We start from the raw sequence: 25663 nt of genomic DNA, 5'->3' as shown, positions 1-25663 counted from the left end.
ATTAGACTGGCAGAAGAGCCTACTCCCATCGGAGTAGGCTCTTCTGCATATATTATATGATTTACTGTATTTCATGCAACGGTTGTGCCTCCGGCACGTTATGCACACCCCACTTGCAGATTTCCTCCAGAATGGGCATTAGACTCTTGCCTCGGGGGGTTAAGGAATACTCCACTTTGGGCGGAGTCTGATCATACTCCACTCGTTTTATCACACCTTCATGTTCCAAATCGTTCAGTTGAGAGGTTAATACCTTGTACGTGATCCCGGGGACACGTCTTTTGAGTTCGCCGTAACGTGTGACCCCATGAAAGGCAAGTTGATACATGATCTTCATCTTCCACTTCCCACCGATAATGGACAGGGTGTAGTTGAAGGGAGTTAGTGTTTCCACTGGGATTGTACCCGGATTATCCATCACGAATAAGCTCCTTTATGCAGGTACGCACTTCAAAGTGCGTACTTTTTTTGTGGTGAACAAGTGTATATTCTTATACCAACTATATGTTTCCCATGGGGCTTTGTAAACCGAAGGAGCTTCTGTTGGGAGGGGGAAAAGGAGCGAGTGTCATTGGCAAAAAACAATGTATTTGAGTTTGCAACAGGTGATATCACCGTGAACGAAATGTACAAATTAATGACGGGTTCCGTGGTGCCGCGGCCCATTGCTTGGGTCTCTACGCGAAGTAAGGAGGGTGTGCTTAACCTCGCTCCATTCAGTTTTTTTACCGTTGCTTCACGCAATCCGGCGACGCTGCTCTTATCCATTGGACCCGGTGTAGGTGAGAGGCAAGGTACCGTGAAGGATACACTTCTCAATATTCGAGAGACGGGGGAATTCGTCATCAATATGGTTCCGGCTTCACTGGTGGAGTCGATGCAGCGATCGTCTGCGGATGTGGCATCGGACGAAAATGAGTTTGAGCTGGCAGGCGTTACACCCAAACCGGGTATACATGTGGATGTACCTTCCGTGCTCGAATCTCCGATTGCTTTTGAACTTACACTGGATCGTATTATTGAAGTGGGTACAGATCATCTGGTTCTTGGAAAAGTAGAGCATGTACGGGTGAATGCAGAGGCATATGCCGGTCATTATAAAATAGCGATCGAGAGCTGGCAGCCACTAGCCAGTTTGGCTGGCGATTACGCTCTAATGAAACCTCCATTCTCAGTCTGAGATAGGGTTACGTAATCTATATCTGGAATGGTGCAGCAGAGAAAGAACCGCTTTTTCAGTTTTGAATCCTGAAAAAACGGTTCTCCCCCAAGATATGAATTGTAGATGTAGGTGTCTAATCCTCATTTCCAATTCATTGGCTTAGAAATTGGTTCGCCCAAACGTGGCATCACTCTTCACCGTTGAGCTGCTGGATGCATTGATGGCATCGAGTTGTAATACGTAATCATAATGCCGGATGTAATATCCGGGCTGACTGTACGATTGAAGGGATACTTTGGTGCTGTCAGCCCAACCAGGGCTGCTCAGGAACGTAGCATCTCCCTTATAGGCGGAGGTGTCGGCATAAGCTTCAAGTACAATTTTGTTGCTGGCATTACGCTTCAGAAAGTAACCCGGGAAGTTGATGGACTCCAGTGATATTCCCGTGGAGCTGGCAAGACCCGGTACGACGCGGAATTGTGAGTCCTGGGCAGGAGAGACGTTGGCATCCACGCGAGCCGTGTAATTGGCATGACGGATGTATCGATCCGGATAATTGTGTGAACTGAACCGGCTGTAACCTGTGGCTTCCGGTGTTGCAGGACCCAACATTTTGACCTCGTGCAGAGTTGGGGTGTACCAGTTCCCCGGATTATTCCACAAGACGGCGTTCACCATATTGATCCGTACATAACGGGCGGTGAAATGCACGGCATCCGTGGTGAAACCATAGGTCAGATTGTTGGTGCGATCCAAGGTGGAGTAATTAACACCATCGTTGCTAATCTCAATTTTGTATTTGTAGTACCCTTCAGAACCTTTATACATAAACCAGGAGGTGTCGATCTCGGTGATCGTCTTTGGTGTGCCGAAGTCCACCTGCCACCATGCAGGCCAGCTATTGGAGGAAGCCACCCATGAAGTCTGGTAGTTGCCATCATTAACGTTGGATGCAGACGATCCGGAGGCTGTGGAGATAGCGGTAGCTGTTTTGCCTTGGGCATGGTTGACAAGAGCAGGTGGTGTTACTGCACCCGTTACTGCATCGATATTCCATGTTGTATACCACTCCAGTGATGCTGTTCCGTTCGAATCATTCAAGGTTAGCGGCAGCCAGATATGTTTGTGCTCTCCTAGGTTCATCGGATTCCAGCGATCCCCCATGTAGATGTAAGATGTGGTGTTGCTACCTGTAATCGTGGCAATATCATGAATCTGCGAACCGAAGGCAGATGGATTGCCATATGGCGTAAGCGCAGTCCATGGGCCCGTCATGGAAGTTGCTGTAGCATAAGCACCCTGATTCGGATACCAGCCAGCGGCTTGGGAGGTGAAGAGGTAGTAGCGGTTTCCTTTTTTCACAACAGCAGGTGCTTCACGATAGGCGTTCTCGAACAGCCAGCCCTCGAAGGATTGTATTCCGGTATAACTTGCATTCATTTTGAAAATAGCCATCGTATCATTGGCTCCGCCATTTTTGCGTGAAGCAGTAACCAGATAACCTGATCCATCTGTATCAACAAAGACTGTCATGTCACGGGATTCATAATTCATTGGGCGGAAGCTGCCTTCATACGTGAATTTGCCATTCGGGGTATTGCTTGTTGCGACCGCTACACGCCCGAGGTTGTAGTCCGTACCGTTCTCATAGTGTGCCCAGAGCACATACTGGTTAGTGAAGGCGTTATAGATGACTTTGGGGCGTTCAATTTTGCTGGAGGCCAGCTCGGTTGCAGAATCTTTCGTCAGGATGGCGTTGCTGAAAGTCCAGTTCTTCAGATCGGTGGAGGTGTAGACGTTCACGCTGTCGAACCTGCCGCCCACCGCATGTTCACCGTACAGATAATACGTCGAGCCTACCTGCAGGATGTTGCCACTGTTCGCATGGATGGGGTTGCCTGCGGTGTCGAGCCAATCGGTGCCATTGGTTATCGTGACACTTGCTGCGCTTGTTCGTTCAGGATGAAGTCCAAATAGGGTGAACGTGAGTGCAAAGACCAGAAACCAGACCGCTTTCCTGTTACCCATTACATACACCTCCCGTAAGATATCGCATTAAATATAGCGCTCTCATTTATATTTTAGTTAGACTAGACTCTTTTTCAAGTGAACAATCCATCCATTGCTGAACAAACCTTCATTTCATCGTGGCTGAGCGGTGAGAGCGGAGGAAATGTTCCTAAATATCAAGTGCGATGATGTAGAGAGGATCAGGAACACACGTTAAAATAAGGATAGACTGAATTCACATCATGGTTGGAGGGTGAACCGTCATGAACAAGTTTATTGTAGATGAAGACCTTCAGGTGAAATTGCATAATGATGAGGATGGAACGAACACTCCGATTAAGGGAGGCATTACTGCTAAGGATTTTGAAGTCATCTCTACGTATACAAAGGGGTGGCTGACCTTCGCCTACCTACGAGATTGTCAGGGGATATGGTGGTTCAATGCCCGCAAGAACAAGGCGAGTTTGTTCAGTCGGGATACGGAAGGTTTTCGTGTGATCGATGAAGATTACTGCTGCGACTCTCAGTACGTCTACCTGGAAGATCAGGCCGTGCCTGACTCCGATCCGAACAGCTTCCGGCTGTTGCCGGATACGCCCTACTTTGCTCAGGACCAACGTTATTTATATGTGAAGAGTAGCACGCACTTTCATCTTTTTGAGGATATTGATACGAATACTGTGATTGCTCATCACGACTATTGCACCGACAAGGAGCATCTGTTCCATCTGTCCAGCTCTCTTCGTTATGCGAATGGGGAAAAGGATGAGGTGAGGGCATGGCTGCAAGAACATCATCCCGACGTACATGGCTGGTGGCATGCGCATTATGCCCACAGTGCAGAGGGCGCTACACAGATCACAGGTAATTGGGTTGAGACTGCATCGTCTATTTTTTATAAAACAGAATGGGGCGGTACGTATCGTCGAGAAGCAAAAGCGGTATTTAACCTTGTCCGTGGAGCGGACAGATCTACCTTTGAACCGCTGGATGAGCAGTTTGCACGGGACCGGGAACGGGTTTATTTTCAGTGGCGTACTGTAAAAGGAGCAGACCCGAATACGTTTCAGCCACTAGGTGGAACTTTTGGACGTGACCGCAATCATGTGTATTACAACGGATACCGTGTCGACGAAGCAGATGCTCGGCAGTTTGAAGTGTTTGCCGGGACGGAGCATCTCGGACTTTCCAAGGATCAGCATTATGTGTATCGTGCCGAGGTTGTTCGGACAAGTCAGCCTTTTGGTCATCCAGACGATGTGCTTCAAATGATTAAGGGGGCGGATGCATCGACATTTGAGTTAATAACACCTTCCGGGAGCTGGGCAGTGGATGCCGATCATGTATATCTATGGGGTAAACCAAATAAACATATCGATCGTGCCAGCTTTACACATCTCTTCGATGCCGATCCCCAGAGTTGGGCAATGGATCAGAATGGTCTCTATAATGCCAATGGCAAACGCACGGTAAAGGGCGTGAGCGGCAGTACATTTGTCATGCTGAATCAATATTGGGGCAAAGATGACCATGTTGTGTTCAGCTTTCTGACGGGAAGTGTCTATAAGTCGGGAGATGCAGCGATGTTTCAGGTTACGGATGATATCGGGGGCGCGGAAGATGCGCTATTCCGGTATACGGTGGAAGGCGGCACAGTGCGGAAAAAGAAGAGGTAAAAAACCCTTATAGAAATGCTTTTACTTGTGGTACAGCCACTAGTACCATCTCGAAGGTGAAACGAACAAGCTCTCCTACTCGGAGATCTTAGTCTAGCATCATGTCATACTTTATCGTTGTTATAGTCATCCATTTCTTATCACCAATAACATAAAATTATTCTTTATCTTTCATGATCTGCACAACAGGCTGATGATTCGGTGCCAACACACTCGAAAAGTCAGCCTTTTATTTGATTTATCTTGTTGATAAACCGGCACGTTATAATAATCCCAAAATCGCATCACGTCAAGAGATAATGTGAGAATGAACGATTTAGCGAGTGTTCCCCCCTCATGCTTGCTCAATAGGAATGTATATCCCGGTATGCAGGGTGAAATCGCTTTTTCCAATTTATCTGGTGTTACGTAAAATATTCTTAACATTAATAAGAAATAAGGAAAGGAGATCTGCATGAACAGCGTGGATAAAATCAGATTTTTACTCTTAAACGGCGAAGCACCAGAGGCAACTTGTTACGGGTATATGGAGCTGAATCGGGATGGACATATGATCGCACTCTACAATAATTGCGGCGAGGAAATCGACATGTTTGGTGGACATGAATTTATTAGGGTACGGGCGCTTGGCAAATTCGATGATGAAGACCGCGATAATTTTTACTCCTTGTTAGAAAGTGATGGTGTAGGATAACCCTCATAGCAGACAGGTGGAGATTTGGTGTTAAGACCTACGTGGAACGCAATGGATATTCTCTGGAGGTTAGAAGATGAACAAACGGGTTCCAGAGGAAGGTGGAATGAAGAGAGGGGCGATGTTGGCATGCCTAACAAGCAGACCTGTCATAACATCATGTTATCAGGTCTGCTTGTCTTTTTTTTAAAGCGTATAGGCGGCCATAGCGATAGATATAGGAAATTAAATCGAATCTACCCCTATGATTCTACGCTAGTTCTCAATCTATTTATGGCCTTTACGAACCTTGAGCTGCATCTTTTTAATCGTTGTATTCTGCATGAGCTCTAGTACGAGTGGGCCTTTGCCGTTCAGGATTTCTACATCCGTCACATTATCCAGAATCGTAATGATCCCGATGTCGTCTGCGGTTACCCCTTCAAGCTTGGCGATGGTACCTACAAAGTCAACGGCACGAAGTTTCTTCTTCTTGCCTCCGTTAAAGTTCAGCTTCATGATCTGTTGGTTCAACTGTTCGCGCTTGTCCTTTTTGCGTTCAGGTACAATCTTCAATCGCTTCTCAAAATCTTCTCTGCGGCGATCTACAGCATCTTCGGAAGGTGCCTTCACGACAGGGATTTCGAATCCAATATAGGATTCAATCTCGGCGAGACGTCTGCCATCTTTCGGTGTAATCAACGTAATGGCTTTACCTGTTTTGCCTGCGCGACCCGTACGGCCTGTGCGGTGAACATATCCCTCTTTTTCCAAAGGAATATCGTAGTTGATGACATGAGTAATATTTGTGATATCGATACCACGTGCGGCTACATCGGTCGCGATCAGATAACGGAATTGTCCCCGTCGGAATGCGTTCATTACTTCAATCCGCTCATCCTGCTCCATGCCACCATGGATTCGATCTGCTGGATAGTCAAGGTCAGCCATGACCCGGAACAGTTTGTCCACATTCTCCTGCGTACGGCAGAACACAATGCAGCTATCCGGATTTTCCACAATAAACAAGTCTTGAAGCAGTGCGGTTTTGTTCACCTCGGGTACGTTAATCACAGCATGTTCAATCGTGGCTGTTGTTAGTCCACTTGCCTTGATCTCGATCTCCACCGGTTTGTTCATGTATTTGCGTGACAGCTTGGCTACATCTTCAGGGAATGTCGCGGAGAACAACATCGTTACTCGCTCCTGCGGCAGTTTCTGAATGATGGACTGTACCGTCTCAATAAAGCCCATGTTCAGCATCTCATCGGCTTCGTCAATGACGAGATACGCGATCCGTTCGAGTGGCAGCGTGCCTCGTTCGATATGATCCAGTACCCGACCTGGTGTACCAACAGCCACGTGGGTTCTTTGTTTTAACTCTGCTTTTTGGATATGAAAAGGGGACTGTCCGTATAGTGCGGTTGCTTTAATACGCTTAAAGCGGCCGATATTCGTAATATCTTCGTTAACCTGCAAAGCCAGTTCCCGGGTTGGTGTAAGAATCAAAGCCTGTGGCTTATTCTCATTCCAATCCACCAGCTCGCAAAGTGGAATGCCGTAAGCAGCTGTTTTACCACTACCTGTCTGTGATTTGACCACAAGATCCTGATTCTCTAGTGCTACCGGAATAACTTTGGTTTGAACCTCGGTTGGTGTCTCATAGCCCAGACTGTCCAGTGCTTTTACGATCTCTTCACCAAGTCCATAATCTTTAAATTGTTGCTCGCTCATCGTTTACCTCTTTTGCGTTAGTTTTTGTACAATTATTGCACCGTACATTTATCGTATACCTCTTCATTATACTCTATATGCAGGCAGGCTAACGGAGTAAATGCTTCAAGTGTGTAAATTGTTTTCATCATTTCCGATTTTAGTAGCAACCACCCGTTGCTGTTCGTATCTGTATCATAACGTTCCACGTGAAACGAAATGTATCGGCGTATTTTGCTTGGTGTTAATGAATGACCATTTTTACAGCCTTGGTTTGGGGAGGGTAAGATTGAGCAATAACTCCATTGATCCACACCTCTGCACTTCGACCAACGAGTGTCTCATCCAAAGAGACGGTGACAGTCTCTCCTTCGATGATGAGTTCGGAGTCCTTGTTGAGCGAGATCCAAATCGGTCCTGAATCAACACCGCCATCTTCTTTATTCTCGATGAGTACCTGACCTCTTTCTTCCTCAAAATCCGTAATAATTCCTCGCACATGTGGCTTCTCTTTCCCTTGTTCCTCGGATTTATCTGCGCATCCGAGCGTTAGCAGAAGCAAGATAAACGGAAATACGAATAATCTTCGTACAATGGACATCGGGTTACTCACCTCTCATCCATTTTAATGCATCTATAACTATGGACGTTACCTGAGGTGACGAAGTTCCTGTATATCAATAAAAAAGAACTGAAATCATTCGATTCAGTCTGGAACTGGAATTTGGAATATGTTAGCATATGGGTAACTTACTGAACGGAGGGATACGTGTGCAAAATTTTTCCCGATTGAGATAGTGTGGCGAAAAACGTCTGTTTACGCTTGCTGTTTCTGCCTGTGTGCAGCTCATCGGGATTGGTTTGCCATTTTACACGTATGCCGCTAGTCGTGAAAGAATCACTCTGTGAAGTGGTTCTTTGATGTACTACTATTTTTTTTGTGAGCATTCAGGTATGCCAATATCCAAAATGAACTGCACAGGCGAACATGTCTGTGTTTTTTATTTTATCCAGGAAAAGGGGAGTACCTAATATGATAAAACCGAACTTGAATGAAAATTTGGCAATTGAAAAGGAACTATTATCTTTAGCAGAACAGAATGGACTTCTTATCGTTGAGGAATCCTTGGAGATCAACGAGTCGGGTATGGATTTTCGTGTAGCATTTGCCACGGATGAAGAAGGCCGCAGATGGGTTCTGCGCCAGCCGCGGCGTGGAGACGTATGGGAGCGAGCCGAGAATGAGCGTAAGGTTCTGGATGTGGTCCGAGGCAGTATACCCGCACAAGTACCAGATTGGCGGATCTGCACGCCAGAGTTGATAGCTTATCCTTTACTTGATGGTGATCCGATCGCAGTTGTGGATCCCGCAGGGGGAGGGTATGTATGGCGATTCCCTCAGGAGAGCTTATCGGATACATTCCTGGATTCACTGGCTACGACTCTCGCCACGTTGCATAACATCGATCCCGACAAGGCGAAGAAAGGTGGAGTGCGGATCAAGACACCTATGGAAGCTCGCAAAGAATTTGCAGCCAATATAGAGGAGATTAAGCAGAACTTTACGGTACCAACCAGGCTAGTTGAACGGTGGACGGTATGGCTTTCTATAAATAGCTATTGGCCACAGCACTCGGCGTTCATCCATGGTGATCTGCATCCGCCGCATATTATTGTCGATGATGCCCAGCGAGTAGCTGGACTTATTGATTGGACGGAAGCGGAGATTGCAGATCCGGGTAAGGATTTTGTCATCTACTATGCACTCTTTCAGGAGGATGGGCTACGTGAGCTTTTGAGTCGTTATGAGAAGGCAGGGGGAAGAACATGGCCCCAGATGCTGGAGCATATTCGGGAGCAGTGGGCAGCCTATCCTGCAATTGTTGCCAAGTTTGCAATGACTACAGGAAAAGAGTCGGACATGGAGATGGCGAGAGGCATGCTTGCGAACTGGGATGTGAAGAGAGGTTGAGTATCGAAGGTATATAATTCGTTCACCCGGTATGGTACGTACTCCCACAGAGCAGTTGAAGCAATACTCATAACGCTTCGTTAACCTAGAAAAGGGCGATCTCCACCATGATATTCATGGGAGAATCACCCTTTTTCTTTTTCGTTAAGCGTGATGCGTAACGATTGTATTTATTTCAAAAAACTCACGTATTTCCCGTATACAAATGCTACACGTCCATCCAGCTTCACTTTTACCCAGCCATACTTGTCTGTGCTGATCAACTCAAGCAGGGTGCCTTTCGGTACGGAAGCAATGACCTTGGCTTTGGATGAAGCGCCAGCGCGTACGTTCAGGTAAGCCGCAGTAACCTTGGCTTGCTTGCCTTTGGTGATAGTTCCCGGTTTACCCGTGCTTGGTGTTGATGGTTTGCCAGGTTTCGACGTGCCTGGAGTTGGTTTTGGTACAGTTGGTGTCGTAGGTTTCTCAGGTGTAGTTTCTTCCTCACCATTACCTACTGTTTTGCGAGTTTTGTTCAGCTGTTGATAGAACGCTCCCTTGGTTTTCACGCCTGCGAATTGCGCTGCACTCACACCTGCTTTGGCAGATAAAGCATCAATCTCTTCTTGAGTCACCGTATCCAAAATGTTAATGGAGGCAATGTTGGTGTACTTGCCATCTTCTGTTGTTGGCACAGACATAATGCCATCGTTAATTAACTCGACCACATCTGCACGCTCTGGTGCAGTCAGGTCTACGCCAGTGATTTTCCAGTTGTGCTGAATCTTCGGTTCGTAGACACCTTTCATGACATCTTTCAGATAGGCGATGGACAGGTTGCGAATCGTACCCTGAATCTCACCAAATGCCGAAGCATCCTTGGAGGACCATAGCTGCTTGAACTTACGTCCTTCCATCGCGCCGCCTTTGGCAATCAGGGCTTCCATCCGGTAGGCATTCATACCGAGCTTCAGCGTATCGTCTTCTTTGACAACGGATCCATTGCTGTACTTAAGATTCGTAATCCGACTGCCATATGGCTTGGTCAGGTCAATCTCATACGTTACGCCGCCGAAGAAATCATCGGTGCTGTATTTGGAAGCACGTCGTTTCGGATCAAAGCTGACGGTCACATCACCCCGGCGTGTGGAGTTGAAGTACCCCGCAGACCACTCCATATAATCCATCAGATCGCGTCCGGTCACTTCATATACAGTTACTTCACCGAAGGTGTATTGGTAGTTGAACGCAATATCCTTTTTCTTGATCGGGCCTACATCCAGCTTGGCCTTGTCGTTATCAATCTGGTGCGCGACCACATCGGCATCACTGTAATGCAACATCACTTCGGTGAAAAAGTCAGACAAAGCTGTTTCCTGGATCTGCACCGCAGGGATACCCTTAATCTCATCAGCAGGGACCAGATTCGTTCCTTTCAGTTCAGCCACTTCAATATTGGCATCGGCACGAGCGAACTCGTGGAATGGGTGCAAAGTCTCTTCCAGCGCAGGATCGGAGACTTCATATGTTCCGTCTGCTGCTTTTACAGCGAGAGCTTGAGCTTCCTTGCTTTTCAGCACAACTTTGTCGCCGTCTTTTTCAAATGTCAGATCGATTCGTGAAATATGTGAGCCATATTTATTCGGTTCGGAGATCAATACACCGTTAACCGTTTGGGATTCAATCAAGGTATGCATGTGTCCGGCAAAAATGGCAGCCAGCTCCGGGTTGGCGTTGGCGATATCTGTCACTCCGGTGCCTGGGTTTCCGTTCTCGTTATCCAATCCCATATGCATGAGTCCAACCATGACATCAACTTTGCCTTTCAGCTCAGCAATGGCCTTCTTGGTCTCTTCCACAGGATCTTTGACGATGATGCCGTCCAGGTGATCTGTACCTTTCTCAAACTCGGTAATCATAGGTGTGTTCATTCCGATAACACCCACTTTGATTCCGTCTCTCTCGATAATCGTATAGGCAGGCATGTAGCGGTCGCCGTTTTCTTTGAAAATGTTACCCACGAGAGGCTGTCCATTGAATTGGGAAGAGATTTTCTCCAGTACGTCCAGTCCAAAGTTAAACTCATGGTTACCCATAACCCATGCGTCATATTTCATCTCGTTCATTGCAACCATCATGGGAGATTGAGGTTGATCATTGAACAACTCAGCCGAGTTATCCTGAATCATGTCGCCTGCATCGAGCAGAATCGTGTTGGGATTCTCAGCACGGACTTTTTTCACAATGGTGTAGAGCTGTGTCATGCTACCGGTTGGGTTTGGACCGTCCAGAGCATAGTCCCACGGCATAAACCGACCATGTATATCCGATGTACCCAGCAACGTGATCTTGGTCTCCTTGTCTGCCTCAGCAGCCTGAACCGGAGTGGAAGCAAAAGGGGCGAACAAAATGGAGGCACATAAGAGGAAAGATAAAGGCCATCCGGCGAAACGTTTCGTTGAAATTTTGCGCATGTTGTAATCTCCCTTGTTATCTAGTGTATGTAAAGATATGTATCATTTCATACTAGATAAACATGTGGTGAATGTAAACTCCAATGTAAGAGGTTGTTCGATTTAAGAGAGTGAATCTATGAATAGATTCAGAAAAATAACTTAATTCTACTTTTTTACAATAAAATACTATAATTTGACAGGTGTTAAAAACCAAAATTATCCAGTAAAATGATTTTTGTAAGCGCTTAACAAAAAATGAATACTAAGGAGGAAAATCATTGATTAAGTCTAAGTGGTTTAAAACAGTCGGCTCACTGGCATTGGTAGGGATTCTCGCTGCTTCTGTTGCGGTTGGTAGTGTGAGCGCTGGTCTGGCGAAAGGTAGCAAATTTCTGGGTAATATTATTGCCAACCAGGTTCCTTCGAATTTTAGCCCGTATTGGAATCAGGTAACTCCGGAGAACTCTACCAAGTGGGATGCTGTTGAAGGCACACGCAACGTAATGAATTGGGGCCAGGCGGACATGGCCTACAACTATGCTAACAACAACGGGTTCCCGTTCAAGTTCCATACCCTCGTATGGGGAAGTCAGCAGCCAAATTGGATTAACAGTCTCTCAGCCGCAGATCAGAAGGCTGAAGTGACACAATGGATTAAAGCCGCAGGACAGCGATATTCCAAGGCAGCATATGTGGATGTCGTCAATGAGCCGTTGCATGCTAAGCCTTCTTATCGCAACGCGATAGGTGGAGATGGAGCCACTGGCTGGGATTGGGTAATCTGGTCATTCCAGCAGGCGAGACAAGCTTTCCCGAACGCTAAATTGCTGATCAATGAATATGGTATTATCGGAGATCCGGCTAAAGCAGATCAATATATTCAGATCATTAACCTTTTGAAAAACAGAGGTCTAGTTGATGGTATTGGTATTCAAGCGCATCACTTCAATATGGACAACGTTTCTGTGAACACGATGAACACGGTACTGAACAAGCTTGCTGCTACGGGGCTACCAATCTATGTATCCGAGCTGGATATGACGGGCGATGATAATACGCAATTGCAGCGTTACCAACAAAAATTCCCTGTGCTTTGGAAGCATTCAGCCGTTAAAGGCGTGACGCTGTGGGGCTACAATCAGGGGCAAACGTGGGTAAATGGTTCACATCTGGTTAATAGCAACGGTACAGAACGTCCAGCTATGCAATGGCTGAGAAATTACCTGGCGAACAATCCATAAGTTTGCGTATTGATGAGTCTGAGCTTCCCTTTTGATTCCGATCACTATCATATAACACCAAATAGCGCCTATTCCACATGTTAAACATGGGAACATGGCGCTTTTTGTGTTAATACTTTGTCTCAACAGTGTTCGGCAATTCATGGTGCAGGGAAGCATTTAATTTTAATCCAAACCAATACAAAAGCGATCAGTGCAAAGATCATTCCGCTCCAGATCAGTTGATGTATCCCCAGGTTCGCGATGAACCAGCCTCCGATGGCAGTACCCAAGGTAATACCAAGGTTGGAAAAGGATACATACAAACTGTTGCCGAATTCAGGCGCATCCTGCGCTTCAGCGGTTAACCAGGTTTGGCTTACAATTAATCCTCCTGAATGCACCGATGCCCAAATAAAGACTACAATAATCATCCACATGAAGTGGGGACCGGCCCAATAGACGAGTGCGTAAGCTGCTATGTAGAGCAGGGGGAACATGAGAACAGTACGGACCACGCTCTTACGCAGAAACTGTCCAAACCCCAAATTTCCGATGATCATGACGACACCGAAGACGGTCAGCATGACACTGATCCATGATCCGCTCATGTGAGTGACTTGCCCAAGATACTCGGCGAAATAGCTGTACACGGAGAACATGGCGGCGAATATAAAAATGACTGCGGCAACATTCAGCCATAGTCCAGGTTTGCGCAGAATACCGAGTTGCTTGCCATAGGACATCTTTTCCTTCACGGGCATCGAGGGTAACCAGATCCATATGCCGATCAAAGCGACTACACTGACCATCGCTCCAAACATGAAGGCGATTTCGAGGGATAGGCGTTCAGCAAGATACGATGTCAGTGGTACGCCAAAGGCAAAGCCCGCGGTAACTCCGGTAAATACTTTGGCGACGGCCTGACTGCTTTTCTCTGCTGGCACGAGTTGAGCACTGGTGACCAGGGCTACGGAAAAGAAGACGGGATGGAATAACGCGGGAATGATACGGAAGATCAGCATGGTATCAAATGTTGTAGTGTAGGCATATACGACGTTCGAAATGGCAAACATCAGCACAGCGGCTAACAGGATAATTTTGCGATTAATTCCAGACGCCAGCAAGGTGAGAAAAGGGCCCGCAACGGCTACAACCAGCGCAAATATACTGACCAGCCAACCTGCCTGTGCAGCCGTAATATTGAATTTATTCGCAACCTGAGGCAGTACCCCCACGATTCCCATTTCTGTTGTAATAATCCCGAATACCCCGAGTGCCAGCATCAGGATAAGGAGTGGGTTGACCTGTTGTGATTTCATGTAAAGCGTACCTCCAATGAATTTAAATATACAGAAAAGTAGATATATTATGCTGAAATGAGCCTGCCTTGCCTCCTATAATATGATGGACATGAGAGTAAGTTCTCTGGATTACATTATATCTAGATTTATAGATTTGTAAATATAAAAGGTGAAACGTCATATCTTTAAGTTGTCTTCGGCTTGTGTTCTACAGGAGTAGTCATGGTGACAATAAGCATGGTCTGGCCCATGAAAAATAGCGCCGGCCCCGGGAATTCTTGGGCCTGACGCTTTTAATATCGACGCTTTTAACGATGTGTTGGAGTAGTTATTTCGGTTGGATAACCATGCTGTTGAACGAATCTGCCTCCAGCTTCATGTGTAGGGTATGTCCTTCTTCAAAGGTTAGATACAGGTCACGACGGTCCTGGAATGGATTGTTGATGACAATGACTAGACTGTTATCCGGGTTGCGGAAAGCAACGGATTTCCCGCTCCACGCACCTGACAGACCGACTCTTCGAGCACCAGGAACAATATGATGAGCGAAGTGTTTCATCACATAATACTCGGGGTTTCGAGTAACCTCCTTATTGTCCGGATCTACGGTGATCATGGAGTTTTGCTCCCAGCCCCATGTGCTACGGCCTTTGGGTTCCAGAACCATGTTCCAGTAGATGTACGCGTTCACTCCGTTGCTGAAGTAGTGCTGGTAGAGGTTATATACATATTTGGCGTAGTTCCATGAGTTGTTGCCATCACCGCATTCGTTCTCGGTTTGCATATAACGCAGCTCCGGATAACTCGCCGAGGTACGTTGAATGGCATTTTTGCCTGCCCATTGATACCCAACACCTTTGATATAGGAATAGGCCTTTGGATCACTCAGGACAAGCCCGGCGTACTCGTCGAAGTCGTTTGTTTTTTTCTTAATCAATTCCTCCCATGGATCAGGGGCGTTGATCGTCCCCAGCCAGATCTCCGTATCCAGACCGTGTTGGTCAAAAGCCGGGCCCAGATAATCGGCGATAAACTCACGAAGCTGCTCGCCTGTCCACATGCAAGAAGGGAATTTCTGATCTGCAATCACTTCGTTCTGCACATGCACCTGATGGATGGTAATGCCTGCTTCACGGTAGGCCTGTACAAATTTTACGAAGTACAGGGCGTAGGCCTCCAGAATATCTTTCTCCCAACGAAGCGTGCCATAGTTATAGGCTTTTGGCGATTTCATCCACGTTGGTGGACTCCATGGGGAGGCGAAGAATTGCAGGTTCGGGTTATAAGTCAGAGCTTCCTTAATGTAAGGAATCAGATATTTGAAATCACGTTCGATTGAAAAATGTTCCATGGCCACATCTCCGTCCACCTCGTTGTGGCTGTACCACTGCTCTGCATAATCACTTGCGCCGATCGGCAGGCGACAGATGTTAAACTTGTGCTCACCCTCTGGATGGAAGAGAGAGTGAAATACCTCATGGCGCTGCTCCTCATTTAAGTGGGACAGAGCCATATAACCAAGCTCGTTGAAACAGCCACCAAACCCTTCCACAAGTTGGTGCTGTTCACCCGTTAATTTCAAGTTAGCGCTTTCATTAGTCGGCACAAAAGATAACTCTTTCCATGAGTTACCTTGGGTTGTTGAATAACCAGTGAATGTGAATGTCATATGAATTTCCCCCTCGCTTGAACTTCAGCTGTCCTATATATTAAGTTCAGTATACCAACTCCCGCGGCAAAAGAAGATAGGCTAAACCGTGTAAAATTTGCCCTAATCCAAGATAGAGTGTCACAAGTTCATGTCCGCACAGACAGATGGAATGCTGTATTTGCTTGAGATTGGCGATGTCCATATACCATTATCCAATGTCATAGCAAAACTGTCATGGCACAACAAAAATCCCCGCTGATTGTTCAGACGGGGACTTGCGCTATGTTTCTCATATTCTCTTATGGCTGAAAAAGAACGTGAGACACAACTTAAGGCTGTACACTCTCACCAAGCTGTTTATTTTCAAAAATCAGAATCGTTTTGCTGCTTCCGATGTAACCAACAGAGGTATTGAATTGCTCTGAAATGAAGCGAACTGGAACAAATGCTTTGCCATTTTTCATTAGAAGAGGAGCATCATTGATCGCAAGTGAATCATTCACGACAACTTGTTTGTTGCCCACGCTCCAGCGGATGGTCTTGTCATTCTGTGTGATCACGGCTTCGCGTGTACCGCTGTTCCAGTTCACACTGGCGTTTAACTGCTCCGAGACAAAACGCAGAGGCACATAGGTCCGCCCTTCATCGATAAAAGGTGCAGCATCCAGTGCATAAGCGCGATCTCCTACATAGGCAGTGGTGGACCCCTCAATCAGACGCTGGAAGCTGCCCTGCGGCGTTCGTTTCTGCTCCCGCACATTCATCCGGTTCAGAAGCTGCATCGTCTGACTGCCACTTGTGACATCTAGATAGTTGTTCTGCACCGTAAGCCCCGCAGGCACAACCTCTGAGACAGAGGTCTGAATACCAGAGGATAACGAGGTGGACGTTGAGATATCCTGTATGGCATTCGTCGCTGACTGATCACGGGTAAACGTAAAACCTGCGATCGGTGTCAGATCCCACACCCGGTTATTGGATAATTTTAATACGTCCAGGCTGGATAGTTGCCGAAGAGGTTCCAGATCATAGATCTGATTGGATTCTGCATTCAGCTCCTTCAGCCCAGTCAGTCCCTCAAGCCCCTTGAGGTGTTGTACTTGGTTACCGGAGATATCAAGTGTCCGCAGCCGTGTCATGTGCTCCAGTGGTGTCAGATCCGTGATTTGATTGCCTGCCACATTCAGATTCCGTAGTGTATTTGGCAGTTCAGCCAATACTTCCAGCGACTGAACCTGGTTGTTTGCTACATTGAGTTGTTGAAGCCGGGTTTTATCCATGAGCGGTGTCAGATCGCTAATCGTATTGTTCGAGATCTCAAGCCACTTCAGTGCATCCGCATCCGAGAGGGCCGCAAGACTAGTGATCTGGTTACCGCTGGCGTGGAACGTATGTAATCGGTTGAACCCACGTACAACCTCTATGGATGAAATGGAATTGTTGCTGATATACAGCCTTCCCAAGTCTTTCAATTCAGCAAGTGCGTCTATGGATGTAATGTAATTGTTGCGAACATCGATCTCGCGAAGCTGGGTTAGGTGCTCCAGCGGTGTGAGATCCTCAATCTCATTCCCATATAATCGGAGGTGAGTCAGGTTGGTTGCATATTCCAGACCGGACAGGCTTTGAATACCTGCATTGCTCAGATCCACCACCTCAAGCTGCTCCAGATCAGATGAAGTCAGTGGAACATCCAGAGGTTTGTTCAGGATTAGCTTCAGTCCGTCCTCAAGTAGGGGATCTTCAATGATTCCCTCGCCCAAGTCTGAAGTCGTGTAAGCCATGGCTTGCCCCGATGCCCCGAGACTCAGGATGAATACTAGAAATAGTAGCGTCATTCTTCTCATTGCATGCATTCCCTCCGATTTTTAGAATTATAAAATCATCCGAACAGATTGAGTTAGTTAAGTATAGTATTTACACGATAACAGCGACCGGAAGGTTGTTCTGCACACGGAGTGTTCAGTGTAAATGGAACAGTTTAACATATGCAGGTTCGGCTCAAAGCATATCTATAGTTATTAACCCGTCAACAGGGAAAAGGAACAAGAAATTTCGTAATGGGTAATTCTCTACTTCTATTCTATATGAAACAAACCCTGCTCTGCACTCTTCAGAGACATGTTTATCAAAAAAAATAAAACATCTCCCGCAGACCCTATTCAACCCACCCTTGAAACGGGTAAAGATGAAGTAAAGATGCCATTTTGGAGGGGAAGATGTGAGTATGCGCCAAGCCATGATCATTAGTAATCCATCGTCAGGTAAGGAAGAGGCCGAGCAGTATGTGTCCCAAGTCAGAGAAATTCTGGAGTCACAGCAGTACGAGGTAGTTGTTAATGAGACGGCCGGGGAAGGTGATGCCACCAACTACTGTCTGAGCGCCTGCAAAGACGGCTGTGATCTGGTCATCTCCATCGGGGGCGACGGTACACTACATGAGACGATTAACGGCATGATGGATCAGGATCATCGTCCCCGACTGGGCGTGGTACCGCTAGGTACGGTGAATGATTTTGCGCGTGCGCTGAATATCTCGCTTGACCCGGAGGAGGCCATTAGGCAGTTACGTTCGAATCAGACCCATATCGTGGATCTGGGGAAAATCAATGATCGCCTGTTTGCCAACGTTGTGGCTGCAGGTTCTTTGGCAGAAGCTCTGTTCTCCGTATCCTCGGAAGAGAAGTCGAAGTTGGGATCATTCGCATATCTCAAAGAAGGCTTGAAAGACCTGGTGAATACACCAGCCAATCATCTAACCATCGAATATGACGGACAGATCTGGGAGGGGGAATCTCCCCTTTTTCTGGCGGCGCTGACCAATTCGGTTGGAGGATTCCAGAAGTTGTCCCCGGATGCTGAGGTGGATGATGGTCTGATACATTGTTTTGTTGTTCGTAACATCAGTGTGTTCAACAGCCTCACACTAGGTACTTCCCTGTTTTTTGGTAATCTGAAGGACCATAAGGATGTGGACTATTTTACCGCCAAAGAGGTTCATGTTCGCTCAGACGAAGCCATTCGCACCAATGTAGATGGGGAAGAAGGTCCTGCCCTGCCGATTCACATCACTGTCCTGCCAAGGCATATTGAGGTTATCATACCGGAAGAAGTATAACTTATTCTTTGGGATCTATAGGCTGGAATGAAGAACCTATCATTTCTCCATATGAAAGTAGGATAAATCTATTGAAACCGATTGCAGATATATGTCACAATCAAAGGTAAGATACACGATAATATTCGAATATGGAGGGAAAACATCTTGAGAACCATTAAATTGGGCAGCAGCGCACTAGAAGTACCTGTAGTCGCGGTGGGCTGCATGCGGATTAATTCACTAGACGGTAAGGAAGCCGAACATTTTGTTCGTTCTGCAATGGAGGTTGGGGCGAATTTCTTTGACCATGCCGACATTTATGGTACAGGAACATGTGAGGAGATCTTTGCTGAAGCGGTACAGATGAATCCCCAAGTTCGTGAAAATATGATTCTTCAATCCAAATGCGGTATTCGCAAAGGCATGTTTGATTTCTCCAAAGAGCACATCCTGAATTCAGTCGATGGCATTCTGCAACGTCTGAAAACGGAATATCTTGACGTTCTGCTGTTGCACCGTCCTGATGCTTTGGTTGAGCCGGAGGAAGTGGCTGAAGCCTTTGATCAACTGGAGCGCGAAGGTAAAGTGCGTCACTTCGGGGTATCCAACCAGAATCCGAACCAGATCGAATTGTTGAAAAAATACGTGAAACAGCCACTGGTAGCCAACCAGTTGCAGATGAGTATTACCAATACGACGATGATTGACAGTGGCATCAACGTGAACATGGAGAACGATGCCGCGGTTAACCGTGACGGTAGCATTCTTGATTACTGTCGTCTTCATGATATCACCATTCAGCCGTGGTCCCCGTTCCAGTACGGATTCTTCGAAGGTGTATTCTTGGGTAGCGACAAGTTCCCGGAATTGAATGCAAAGATTGACGAGATTGCTGCGAAGTATGACGTGAGCAATACAACGATTGCAATCGCATGGTTGCTTCGTCACCCTGCCCAGATGCAACCTGTGACAGGCACGATGAATATTGAACGTCTGCAAGACTGTGTAAAAGCAGGAGATGTTCATCTCACACGTCCAGAGTGGTATGAAATTTACCGTGCGGCAGGCAATATACTGCCTTAAATTCAAGTTATAGTGAGCATGATGACTGCTGAGTCAGTTGAGAACACGAGCCCGTAGATGGCTCGTGTTTTTTGTCTATTTTGAGGTTTGATGTCAGGCACGTTTCCGATATAAAATAAGGATAGGATTGTCTGTTTTATAAAAGGATTAAAATGGTTTTAATACAAATTAGTTGAAATTATTATATTGACCGATACTTTCTAATTACATATAATTACTTTTGCATACCGATAATCCTGTTTATGTTTTTTATTTTGGAGGGTGGTGTTCGTTTGGAGTCGACAACCACGATACGCGATCACTTGGAAAGTTATCTGAAGCGTGAACAGATGTCCATTAGTCATTTTTCGGAAACGTCAGGGATTAATTCGGGTACGCTCAGCAATATTTTGAATAAAAATCGACCTATTGCCATGCAGCAGTTGGATCGCATTACTTCCGCCATGAAACTTGAAGAAGGTTACTTCTATGAGTTATACATAGATGAGTGTTTTGTACACGCGACCCCGGACTGGCGAAGACTGGGACCCTTCCTTCATCGCTGTGCTGAGTTGGACAAGTTGGACTGTATTGAAGAGGTTATTCGTCTGATGATGGATAATCTATCCTATATTCCTTTGTTATTTGATGTGGCTGAAGAATTCTTCCAAGCGGGTAAATTCAAACCAGCCATTCTTCTATATGAAAATATCGCTGAAAGCGAGAAAATGCAACATTCCGAGCGGCTTGCACTCTGTCAGTATCGACTGTTCCGGTTGGGACTGACTAATGATCAGCACCGGAATCTGATTATTGCATCTCGGTTCGAATATTATGTGGATCGGCTAGATGAACGCTACCAGTTGGATGCGCTTAACGAACTGATTAATGCTTTTGGAGCATTGCATAGATGGGACAAGGTTCAGGAGTTATCTGAAAAATTGAAAATAAAAGCGTCCATCCATTATGAGATGAATGGCCGACGGAAACAAGAAGAGACAAAAAGACCAATTGTTTTCTATATTCTATACTCCGATCTAGCTGCAGGAAGTGCCTGTTATCAATTGAAGGACTACACTGGGGCACTTAAATATGTTTCTTTATATTCGGATAATCGCTGGGTGAGGAACCCGGATAAAGATGAAATCGTAGTTATGAATCAGTTTCAAGAATGGGCTGAAGCTAATCGATATATATATCATTTAATGGGTGGACAGTTTGAGGTATTACCAGATTACCTGGCGTATATCTCGACGAAGGAAAATGAGATATTCCCAGCGCTGTGTGATATTGTAACAGCGGCTAATCGTTATGATAAGGATATTGATCATGTTCTCAAACAGTATGAATCGTACTTCACTTATCAGGAACAGAGTAACCGAATTGGCAAAGTGAGCAGACAGGTTACGGATGATCGATATTTACGACTTTTAGCAGATTTGGGTGCATATTATTTAAAGAAAGACGAATATCATTTAGGTATAGAATTTGTGCTAGATAGTTTAAAATTTTCTATTGAAATTAGCAGTGGACGAGGTATGCTTAGAGGTGTCGGACTGTTTGAGCAATACCGGGAATTTGCATCTGAGACGGCGAAACAGCAATACAAAATGATAATTAGTGAGGTGCAGAAACTCAATGAAGAGAAAGTTGGCTTTGCTGATAGCTACCTGTAGTATCGTTGTATTCATCGTAGCTCCTGCTACGGAACCTGTCCCAGGCAAGGAAAGCCCGAATCCCGAAAGCCCGAACCCCGAAATTATGAGACCCGCTGATCATGGATTTGGAACTTAATAAAAGTAAAGAACGCTTCTGAATTCATTTCAGGAGCGTTCTTTTTTTGTGTATCAAAGTGGAAGAATAAGTATGTCGTATCTCACATGCGCTTATGATTGGCATAATACACTAAAATATGACAAAAAGGAGGGATACTATGGATCGCCTGGATTTGATATCACGGATCGAAGATGCCAGACAGTTGTTATATCGCATGCATATGGAATACGGCAGTCTGCTTCATCCGGAAGTGATCCAGCAATCCGTAGTCCTGGACGGTCTTATTAATCAATACAACAGAGCCAAGGTAGGAAAGGCAATGAGTTAAGTTCGCCTATTTACATTTGCGTCTTTGTATACTATAGTTAGTTACATGAGTAACTAACCGACTAACTGACTAATGAATACGTATGAAAGTTGGAAGCACATGAAATCGACTTTGGATGAATCTCAGCCTATTTTTCATCAGATTGCCACGATGATTATGGACGATATTGTGGAGGGGAGATTGAGGGTGGAAGAACAGGTTCCCTCAACCAATGAACTGTCACGCTTCTACAATATCAATCCGGCTACAGCCCGCAAAGGACTGCAGGAACTCGTGGACAAGGGGATTATATACAAACAGCGAGGTGTTGGAATGTTTGTTGCAAAGGGAGCAAGAGAAGCATTGCTCGTTGAACGGAAGCAAGATTTTTATGAAGAATACATCAAGCCTTTACTTGAAGAAGCCAGACGGATTCACATGAATGAGGACATGATCATTGATCTGATTCGCGGCAAGAAGGATAAGGAGAGTGAGTTATGATTCATATGGAGCAGGTCAACTATAGCTATCAGAAGACGCCCGTTCTGAATCAGGTTACGCTACATGAGAGTGAGCCAATCATTAGTGCAATCTGGGGAAGAAATGGAGCGGGTAAAACAACCATGATGAGTTTACTGGCAGGGCATAACCGCCCGGACAGTGGAACCGTTCAAATAATGGGTCAAGACCCCTATAATAATCTGGCCGCCCAAGAGCATCTGTGTTACATCCAGGAGAATCATCCCCTAGGGAAAAACTGGACGGTTAGTGACATGGTTCAAATGGGGCAATATTTTCATCCGCATTGGAATCAGGATTTGGCAGAACGTTTAATCGATGTGTTCGAACTACCGGAGAAGAAGAAGATCATTAAATTTTCGAAAGGCATGAAGACTGCCACCCAGATTATATTGGGTCTTGCCAGTAATGCAAAGATAACCATTCTGGATGAACCCACCAATGGGCTCGATGCTGAGAAGCGTAAATTCTTCTACAATGCGTTACTGGAAAGTTATGAAGATAACCCGCGTCTGATTCTGATATCCAGCCACCATATTGAGGAGATTCAGCCCTTATGTGAGTCCCTTATCGTTTTGCAAGCCGGAGAGGTGTTGTTAAATCAACCAATGGAAGAGATACGCGAAAAAGGAGTTCTTCTAACAGGGGGAATTGACGATATCAACCGAGTCACAGCAGGTGTTAAAGTTATAGAGTCTTCCCAAATGGGATCGATTGTGAAAGTGATGATTGATGAGCCCTACTCGAAAATGTGGAAGGATATCGCTCATGCACAGGGGCTTTCCATTGAGAAAGCGACATTACAGGATTACTTGGTTAACAGGACCCGTAAACAAGAGGGGGTTAAACCATGAACGCAGTAAAAGGCACAAATCGTTTAATTCAGGATGATATGCGTTTGTATTTGATGATATTTACATCCATCTCTCTAATGCTCACCGTTGTATATCTGGCCATTGGTTTCATATTTGATGTCTCGTATGCTACGCAACTGTTTGGTCCCATGTACGGAGGGATATGTACGTTTGCAATCGGGGGAATTATTACACTGTTTCCGGTTGCGATTGGAATGGGCAGTACACGAATTCAATTCATGAAATCCTTCTATATGAATTCGGTATGGATGGTTGCGGGCACCATGATCATTCTGCATGTGGCGTACTTCCTCATACACCTGCTTCAGGAAAAAGGAATTGTTGACGTAACCCTTTATCAACCGGGCATGTTGTATTCAAGCAAATATCATTTCTTATCTTACCTTTGGATCGATCTGATGTGTGGCTTTCTCGTACTGGGAATCTCTGTATTCCCAACGGTTTGTTGGATGCGATTGGGGTTGCGTAACTTCTTCATTATGTTCTTTGGGGTAGGCTTGGTCATTACGCTGATCATTACATTGGGCGATCTTGGTGAGTTTACGTTGTGGATTGCTAGGATCAATCGCATGACATTGTTCACCGTTCTGGGATGTATTGGTGGTACGCTACTTCTGTCTACGTACCCGATGATGAAGAATGCGCCGCTTACCATGAAATCCAAAAAAGACTGACAGGAAACAGTTATAAAGGAACTGGGCAAGGAATCTAAGGGAAACTTCCTGTAACCAGAAAAACACGAGTGCGAACACGCCTCGTGTTTTTTGTATCATCCTAAATCTCTGAATATACCTATTCGGCAATCTTTGTGCGCAATTCAAAATGAAGGTGTATCCCTTAAGCCTGAGCCTGCGGTTTGAATCCTTCGTCTTTGAGGTACTCGCCGGCTTCGCTACGCGTTTCAAAAGCCATATCCAGATTAACACCGGAATACACATACCACATGTCATCTTCGTATTTTAAAGTCAGCGTATGTCCATCTTCATCGACCCATGTTCCGCCACCCGTAGAGGTTGTAGACAAGTCAGGAGCAACAGCTTTTACTTGTTCTGGCTCTTCGAATTCAACTGCGTTGGGATTGTGAGACATCGCTTGGATCGTTTCATCTAACAAGGTGCGCAGATCTGCTTCGGAGTAATCACGAATATTGACGAATCCTTTAGCATCGGTCTCATAGTTGGGCAGTAACCCTGCATAGATATAACCGTTACCGTTAGGGTGAATATGGAGAGCAACAATTTTTTTATCATACGCACTATCCTCGTAGTGGAAATTAACACGACCGAGAGAAACATCTTTGCGTTGCAGTTGGGGATACGATTGTAGCACTTCAAGCTTTTGTTCCACGTTAAGCATAATTGCCTCCTGTAAATGTTCAATAGAGGTGATTATAACATGCCCTCCAGTTAATTTCCCGATAAAATACTTCTCCCCAGTTCTTTCAGATGTTCCATAGCTTGCAGATAAGGATATGGTCCATAGCTTACGCGAGCTACACCGAGTGCAGCAAGTTGTTTTGGTGAAGGTTCAGGAGACGTAACCATGACGTTAATTGGCAGCGGTGAACGCTCACACAATTCCTGAATCAGTTGGTGATCCTGCAAACCAGGTACAAACAGACCACTGGCTCCTGCATCTGCATAATGGCTCGAACGTATAAGTACTTCCTCCAGGAGGGAGTGGTTATGGTGTTCAGGTGCATGTTGCAGAAAAATATCTGTGCGGGCGTTAATGAACAACGGTATGCCTGCCTGCTCCGCAGCTTCCCGGGCGGCGGACAGTCTCGGGCATTGCTCCTCCACAGAGTACAATCCCAAGCCAGTGGGAAGTTGATCTTCCATGTTGATTCCTACAGCACCATGATCGATGACTTGCAGGATATTTTGCTTCACTTCTGACACAGACCTCCCATACCCTCCCTCTATATCGATCGTTACAGGCAGATCCACGCTCGCTGTAATCCGTGCGAGATTGGCAAGCACCAGATGGAATGGCATGGCTTCCCCATCTTGCTCACCATGGGCCGCAGCAACGGACCAGCTTCCGGTTGCGATGGCCGTTGCTCCAGCGGATTGAATGGCTTGTGCACTTCCGGCATCCCACACATTGACCAGAACAAGTGGTTTTCCTTTCACATGGTATTGTTGGAACAACGTTGCTTTTTCTTCTAAGGTACTCATATTATGTTGACTCTCCTTTGTTATATCA

22 protein-coding genes are annotated in these 25663 nt (G+C 45.9%); 12 read left to right on the top strand and 10 right to left on the bottom strand.

The features are described 5' to 3' along the window. Positions 1-61 precede the first annotated feature (61 nt). The gene (locus V6669_RS29670) at positions 62-418 is read right to left on the bottom strand and encodes a helix-turn-helix domain-containing protein (RefSeq protein WP_338595088.1); all 357 of its coding nucleotides are present in this window, start codon (positions 416-418) and stop codon (positions 62-64) included. 153 nt (positions 419-571) lie between these two features. Here V6669_RS29670 and V6669_RS29665 point away from each other — a divergent pair, with 153 nt between their 5' ends. Continuing rightward, positions 572-1180, top strand: coding sequence for a flavin reductase family protein (locus V6669_RS29665; RefSeq protein ID WP_338589448.1), 609 nt, complete (start codon positions 572-574; stop codon positions 1178-1180). Positions 1181-1321: 141 nt separating this feature from the next. On the opposite strand, the gene V6669_RS29660 is transcribed toward V6669_RS29665, so the two are convergent. Continuing rightward, entirely contained in the window at positions 1322-3190 is a 1869-nt protein-coding gene (locus V6669_RS29660; RefSeq protein ID WP_338589447.1) for an AbfB domain-containing protein, read from the bottom strand. 245 nt (positions 3191-3435) lie between these two features. On the opposite strand from V6669_RS29660, the gene V6669_RS29655 reads away from it, so the two are divergent. Beyond that, positions 3436-4848: a DKNYY domain-containing protein gene (locus V6669_RS29655; RefSeq protein WP_338589445.1), complete on the top strand. Its 1413-nt coding sequence runs from the start codon at positions 3436-3438 to the stop codon at positions 4846-4848. 454 nt (positions 4849-5302) lie between these two features. Then, on the top strand, positions 5303-5542 hold the full coding sequence (locus V6669_RS29650) for a hypothetical protein (RefSeq protein WP_062836614.1): 240 nt from the start codon (positions 5303-5305) through the stop codon (positions 5540-5542). A 267-nt stretch (positions 5543-5809) separates the two neighbouring features. Here V6669_RS29650 and V6669_RS29645 read toward each other — a convergent pair whose 3' ends face one another. Continuing rightward, positions 5810-7255: a DEAD/DEAH box helicase gene (locus V6669_RS29645; RefSeq protein ID WP_338589442.1), complete on the bottom strand. Its 1446-nt coding sequence runs from the start codon at positions 7253-7255 to the stop codon at positions 5810-5812. A gap of 223 nt (positions 7256-7478) precedes the next feature. Then, positions 7479-7835, bottom strand: coding sequence for a hypothetical protein (locus V6669_RS29640; protein ID WP_338589440.1), 357 nt, complete (start codon positions 7833-7835; stop codon positions 7479-7481). Between the two features lie 432 nt (positions 7836-8267). Here V6669_RS29640 and V6669_RS29635 point away from each other — a divergent pair, with 432 nt between their 5' ends. Beyond that, a complete protein-coding gene (locus tag V6669_RS29635) occupies positions 8268-9206 on the top strand; it encodes a macrolide 2'-phosphotransferase (protein WP_338589438.1) in 939 nt (312 codons plus the stop codon). A 170-nt stretch (positions 9207-9376) separates the two neighbouring features. On the opposite strand, the gene V6669_RS29630 is transcribed toward V6669_RS29635, so the two are convergent. After that, the gene (locus V6669_RS29630) at positions 9377-11659 is read right to left on the bottom strand and encodes a 5'-nucleotidase C-terminal domain-containing protein (RefSeq protein ID WP_338589436.1); all 2283 of its coding nucleotides are present in this window, start codon (positions 11657-11659) and stop codon (positions 9377-9379) included. Positions 11660-11919: 260 nt separating this feature from the next. Here V6669_RS29630 and V6669_RS29625 point away from each other — a divergent pair, with 260 nt between their 5' ends. Then, the gene (locus V6669_RS29625; RefSeq protein WP_100526707.1) at positions 11920-12882 is read left to right on the top strand and encodes an endo-1,4-beta-xylanase; all 963 of its coding nucleotides are present in this window, start codon (positions 11920-11922) and stop codon (positions 12880-12882) included. 140 nt (positions 12883-13022) lie between these two features. Here the strand turns inward: V6669_RS29625 and V6669_RS29620 are convergent, their stop codons facing one another. The 3 genes from V6669_RS29620 to V6669_RS29610 form a co-directional block, all read right to left on the bottom strand. Then, on the bottom strand, positions 13023-14183 hold the full coding sequence (locus V6669_RS29620) for an MFS transporter (RefSeq protein ID WP_338589431.1): 1161 nt from the start codon (positions 14181-14183) through the stop codon (positions 13023-13025). A gap of 310 nt (positions 14184-14493) precedes the next feature. Further along, positions 14494-15834, bottom strand: coding sequence for a glycoside hydrolase family 30 protein (locus V6669_RS29615; RefSeq protein WP_338589429.1), 1341 nt, complete (start codon positions 15832-15834; stop codon positions 14494-14496). Positions 15835-16145: 311 nt separating this feature from the next. Beyond that, complete coding sequence (locus V6669_RS29610; RefSeq protein WP_338589427.1) at positions 16146-17663, bottom strand: leucine-rich repeat domain-containing protein; 1518 nt, start codon at positions 17661-17663, stop codon at positions 16146-16148. A 380-nt stretch (positions 17664-18043) separates the two neighbouring features. On the opposite strand from V6669_RS29610, the gene V6669_RS29605 reads away from it, so the two are divergent. The 7 genes from V6669_RS29605 to V6669_RS29575 all read left to right on the top strand — a co-directional run bounded on the left by V6669_RS29605 (position 18044) and on the right by V6669_RS29575 (position 24129). Continuing rightward, a complete protein-coding gene (locus V6669_RS29605) occupies positions 18044-18934 on the top strand; it encodes a diacylglycerol kinase family protein (protein ID WP_338595087.1) in 891 nt (296 codons plus the stop codon). A 147-nt stretch (positions 18935-19081) separates the two neighbouring features. Further along, positions 19082-19999 carry an aldo/keto reductase family oxidoreductase gene (locus tag V6669_RS29600; protein ID WP_076213731.1) on the top strand — a complete coding sequence of 306 codons (918 nt, stop codon included), beginning with the start codon at positions 19082-19084 and terminating at the stop codon, positions 19997-19999. A gap of 272 nt (positions 20000-20271) precedes the next feature. Next, positions 20272-21654 carry a transcriptional regulator gene (locus tag V6669_RS29595; RefSeq protein WP_338589423.1) on the top strand — a complete coding sequence of 461 codons (1383 nt, stop codon included), beginning with the start codon at positions 20272-20274 and terminating at the stop codon, positions 21652-21654. Positions 21655-21911: 257 nt separating this feature from the next. Continuing rightward, positions 21912-22082 carry an aspartyl-phosphate phosphatase Spo0E family protein gene (locus tag V6669_RS29590; protein ID WP_091035488.1) on the top strand — a complete coding sequence of 57 codons (171 nt, stop codon included), beginning with the start codon at positions 21912-21914 and terminating at the stop codon, positions 22080-22082. 99 nt (positions 22083-22181) lie between these two features. Further along, positions 22182-22562 (top strand): GntR family transcriptional regulator, encoded by a 381-nt coding sequence (locus tag V6669_RS29585; RefSeq protein ID WP_091035491.1) that lies wholly within the window; start codon positions 22182-22184, stop codon positions 22560-22562. Then, positions 22559-23434 carry an ABC transporter ATP-binding protein gene (locus V6669_RS29580; RefSeq protein ID WP_338589418.1) on the top strand — a complete coding sequence of 292 codons (876 nt, stop codon included), beginning with the start codon at positions 22559-22561 and terminating at the stop codon, positions 23432-23434. The genes V6669_RS29585 and V6669_RS29580 overlap by 4 nt, the downstream gene beginning before the upstream one ends. Continuing rightward, entirely contained in the window at positions 23431-24129 is a 699-nt protein-coding gene (locus V6669_RS29575) for a hypothetical protein (protein ID WP_338589416.1), read from the top strand. Before V6669_RS29580 ends, V6669_RS29575 begins: the two co-directional genes overlap by 4 nt. 163 nt (positions 24130-24292) lie before the next feature. On the opposite strand, the gene V6669_RS29570 is transcribed toward V6669_RS29575, so the two are convergent. Next, entirely contained in the window at positions 24293-24811 is a 519-nt protein-coding gene (locus V6669_RS29570) for a hypothetical protein (protein ID WP_338589414.1), read from the bottom strand. A 50-nt stretch (positions 24812-24861) separates the two neighbouring features. Then, the gene (locus tag V6669_RS29565) at positions 24862-25635 is read right to left on the bottom strand and encodes an isocitrate lyase/phosphoenolpyruvate mutase family protein (protein ID WP_338589412.1); all 774 of its coding nucleotides are present in this window, start codon (positions 25633-25635) and stop codon (positions 24862-24864) included. Positions 25636-25663 lie beyond the last annotated feature (28 nt).

The sequence above is a fragment of the Paenibacillus sp. Y5S-9 genome (assembly GCF_036894235.1).
Classification (GTDB): domain Bacteria; phylum Bacillota; class Bacilli; order Paenibacillales; family Paenibacillaceae; genus Paenibacillus.
Note: the sequence above shows the minus strand (reverse complement) of the source record. Positions and strands in the feature narration are given on the sequence as shown.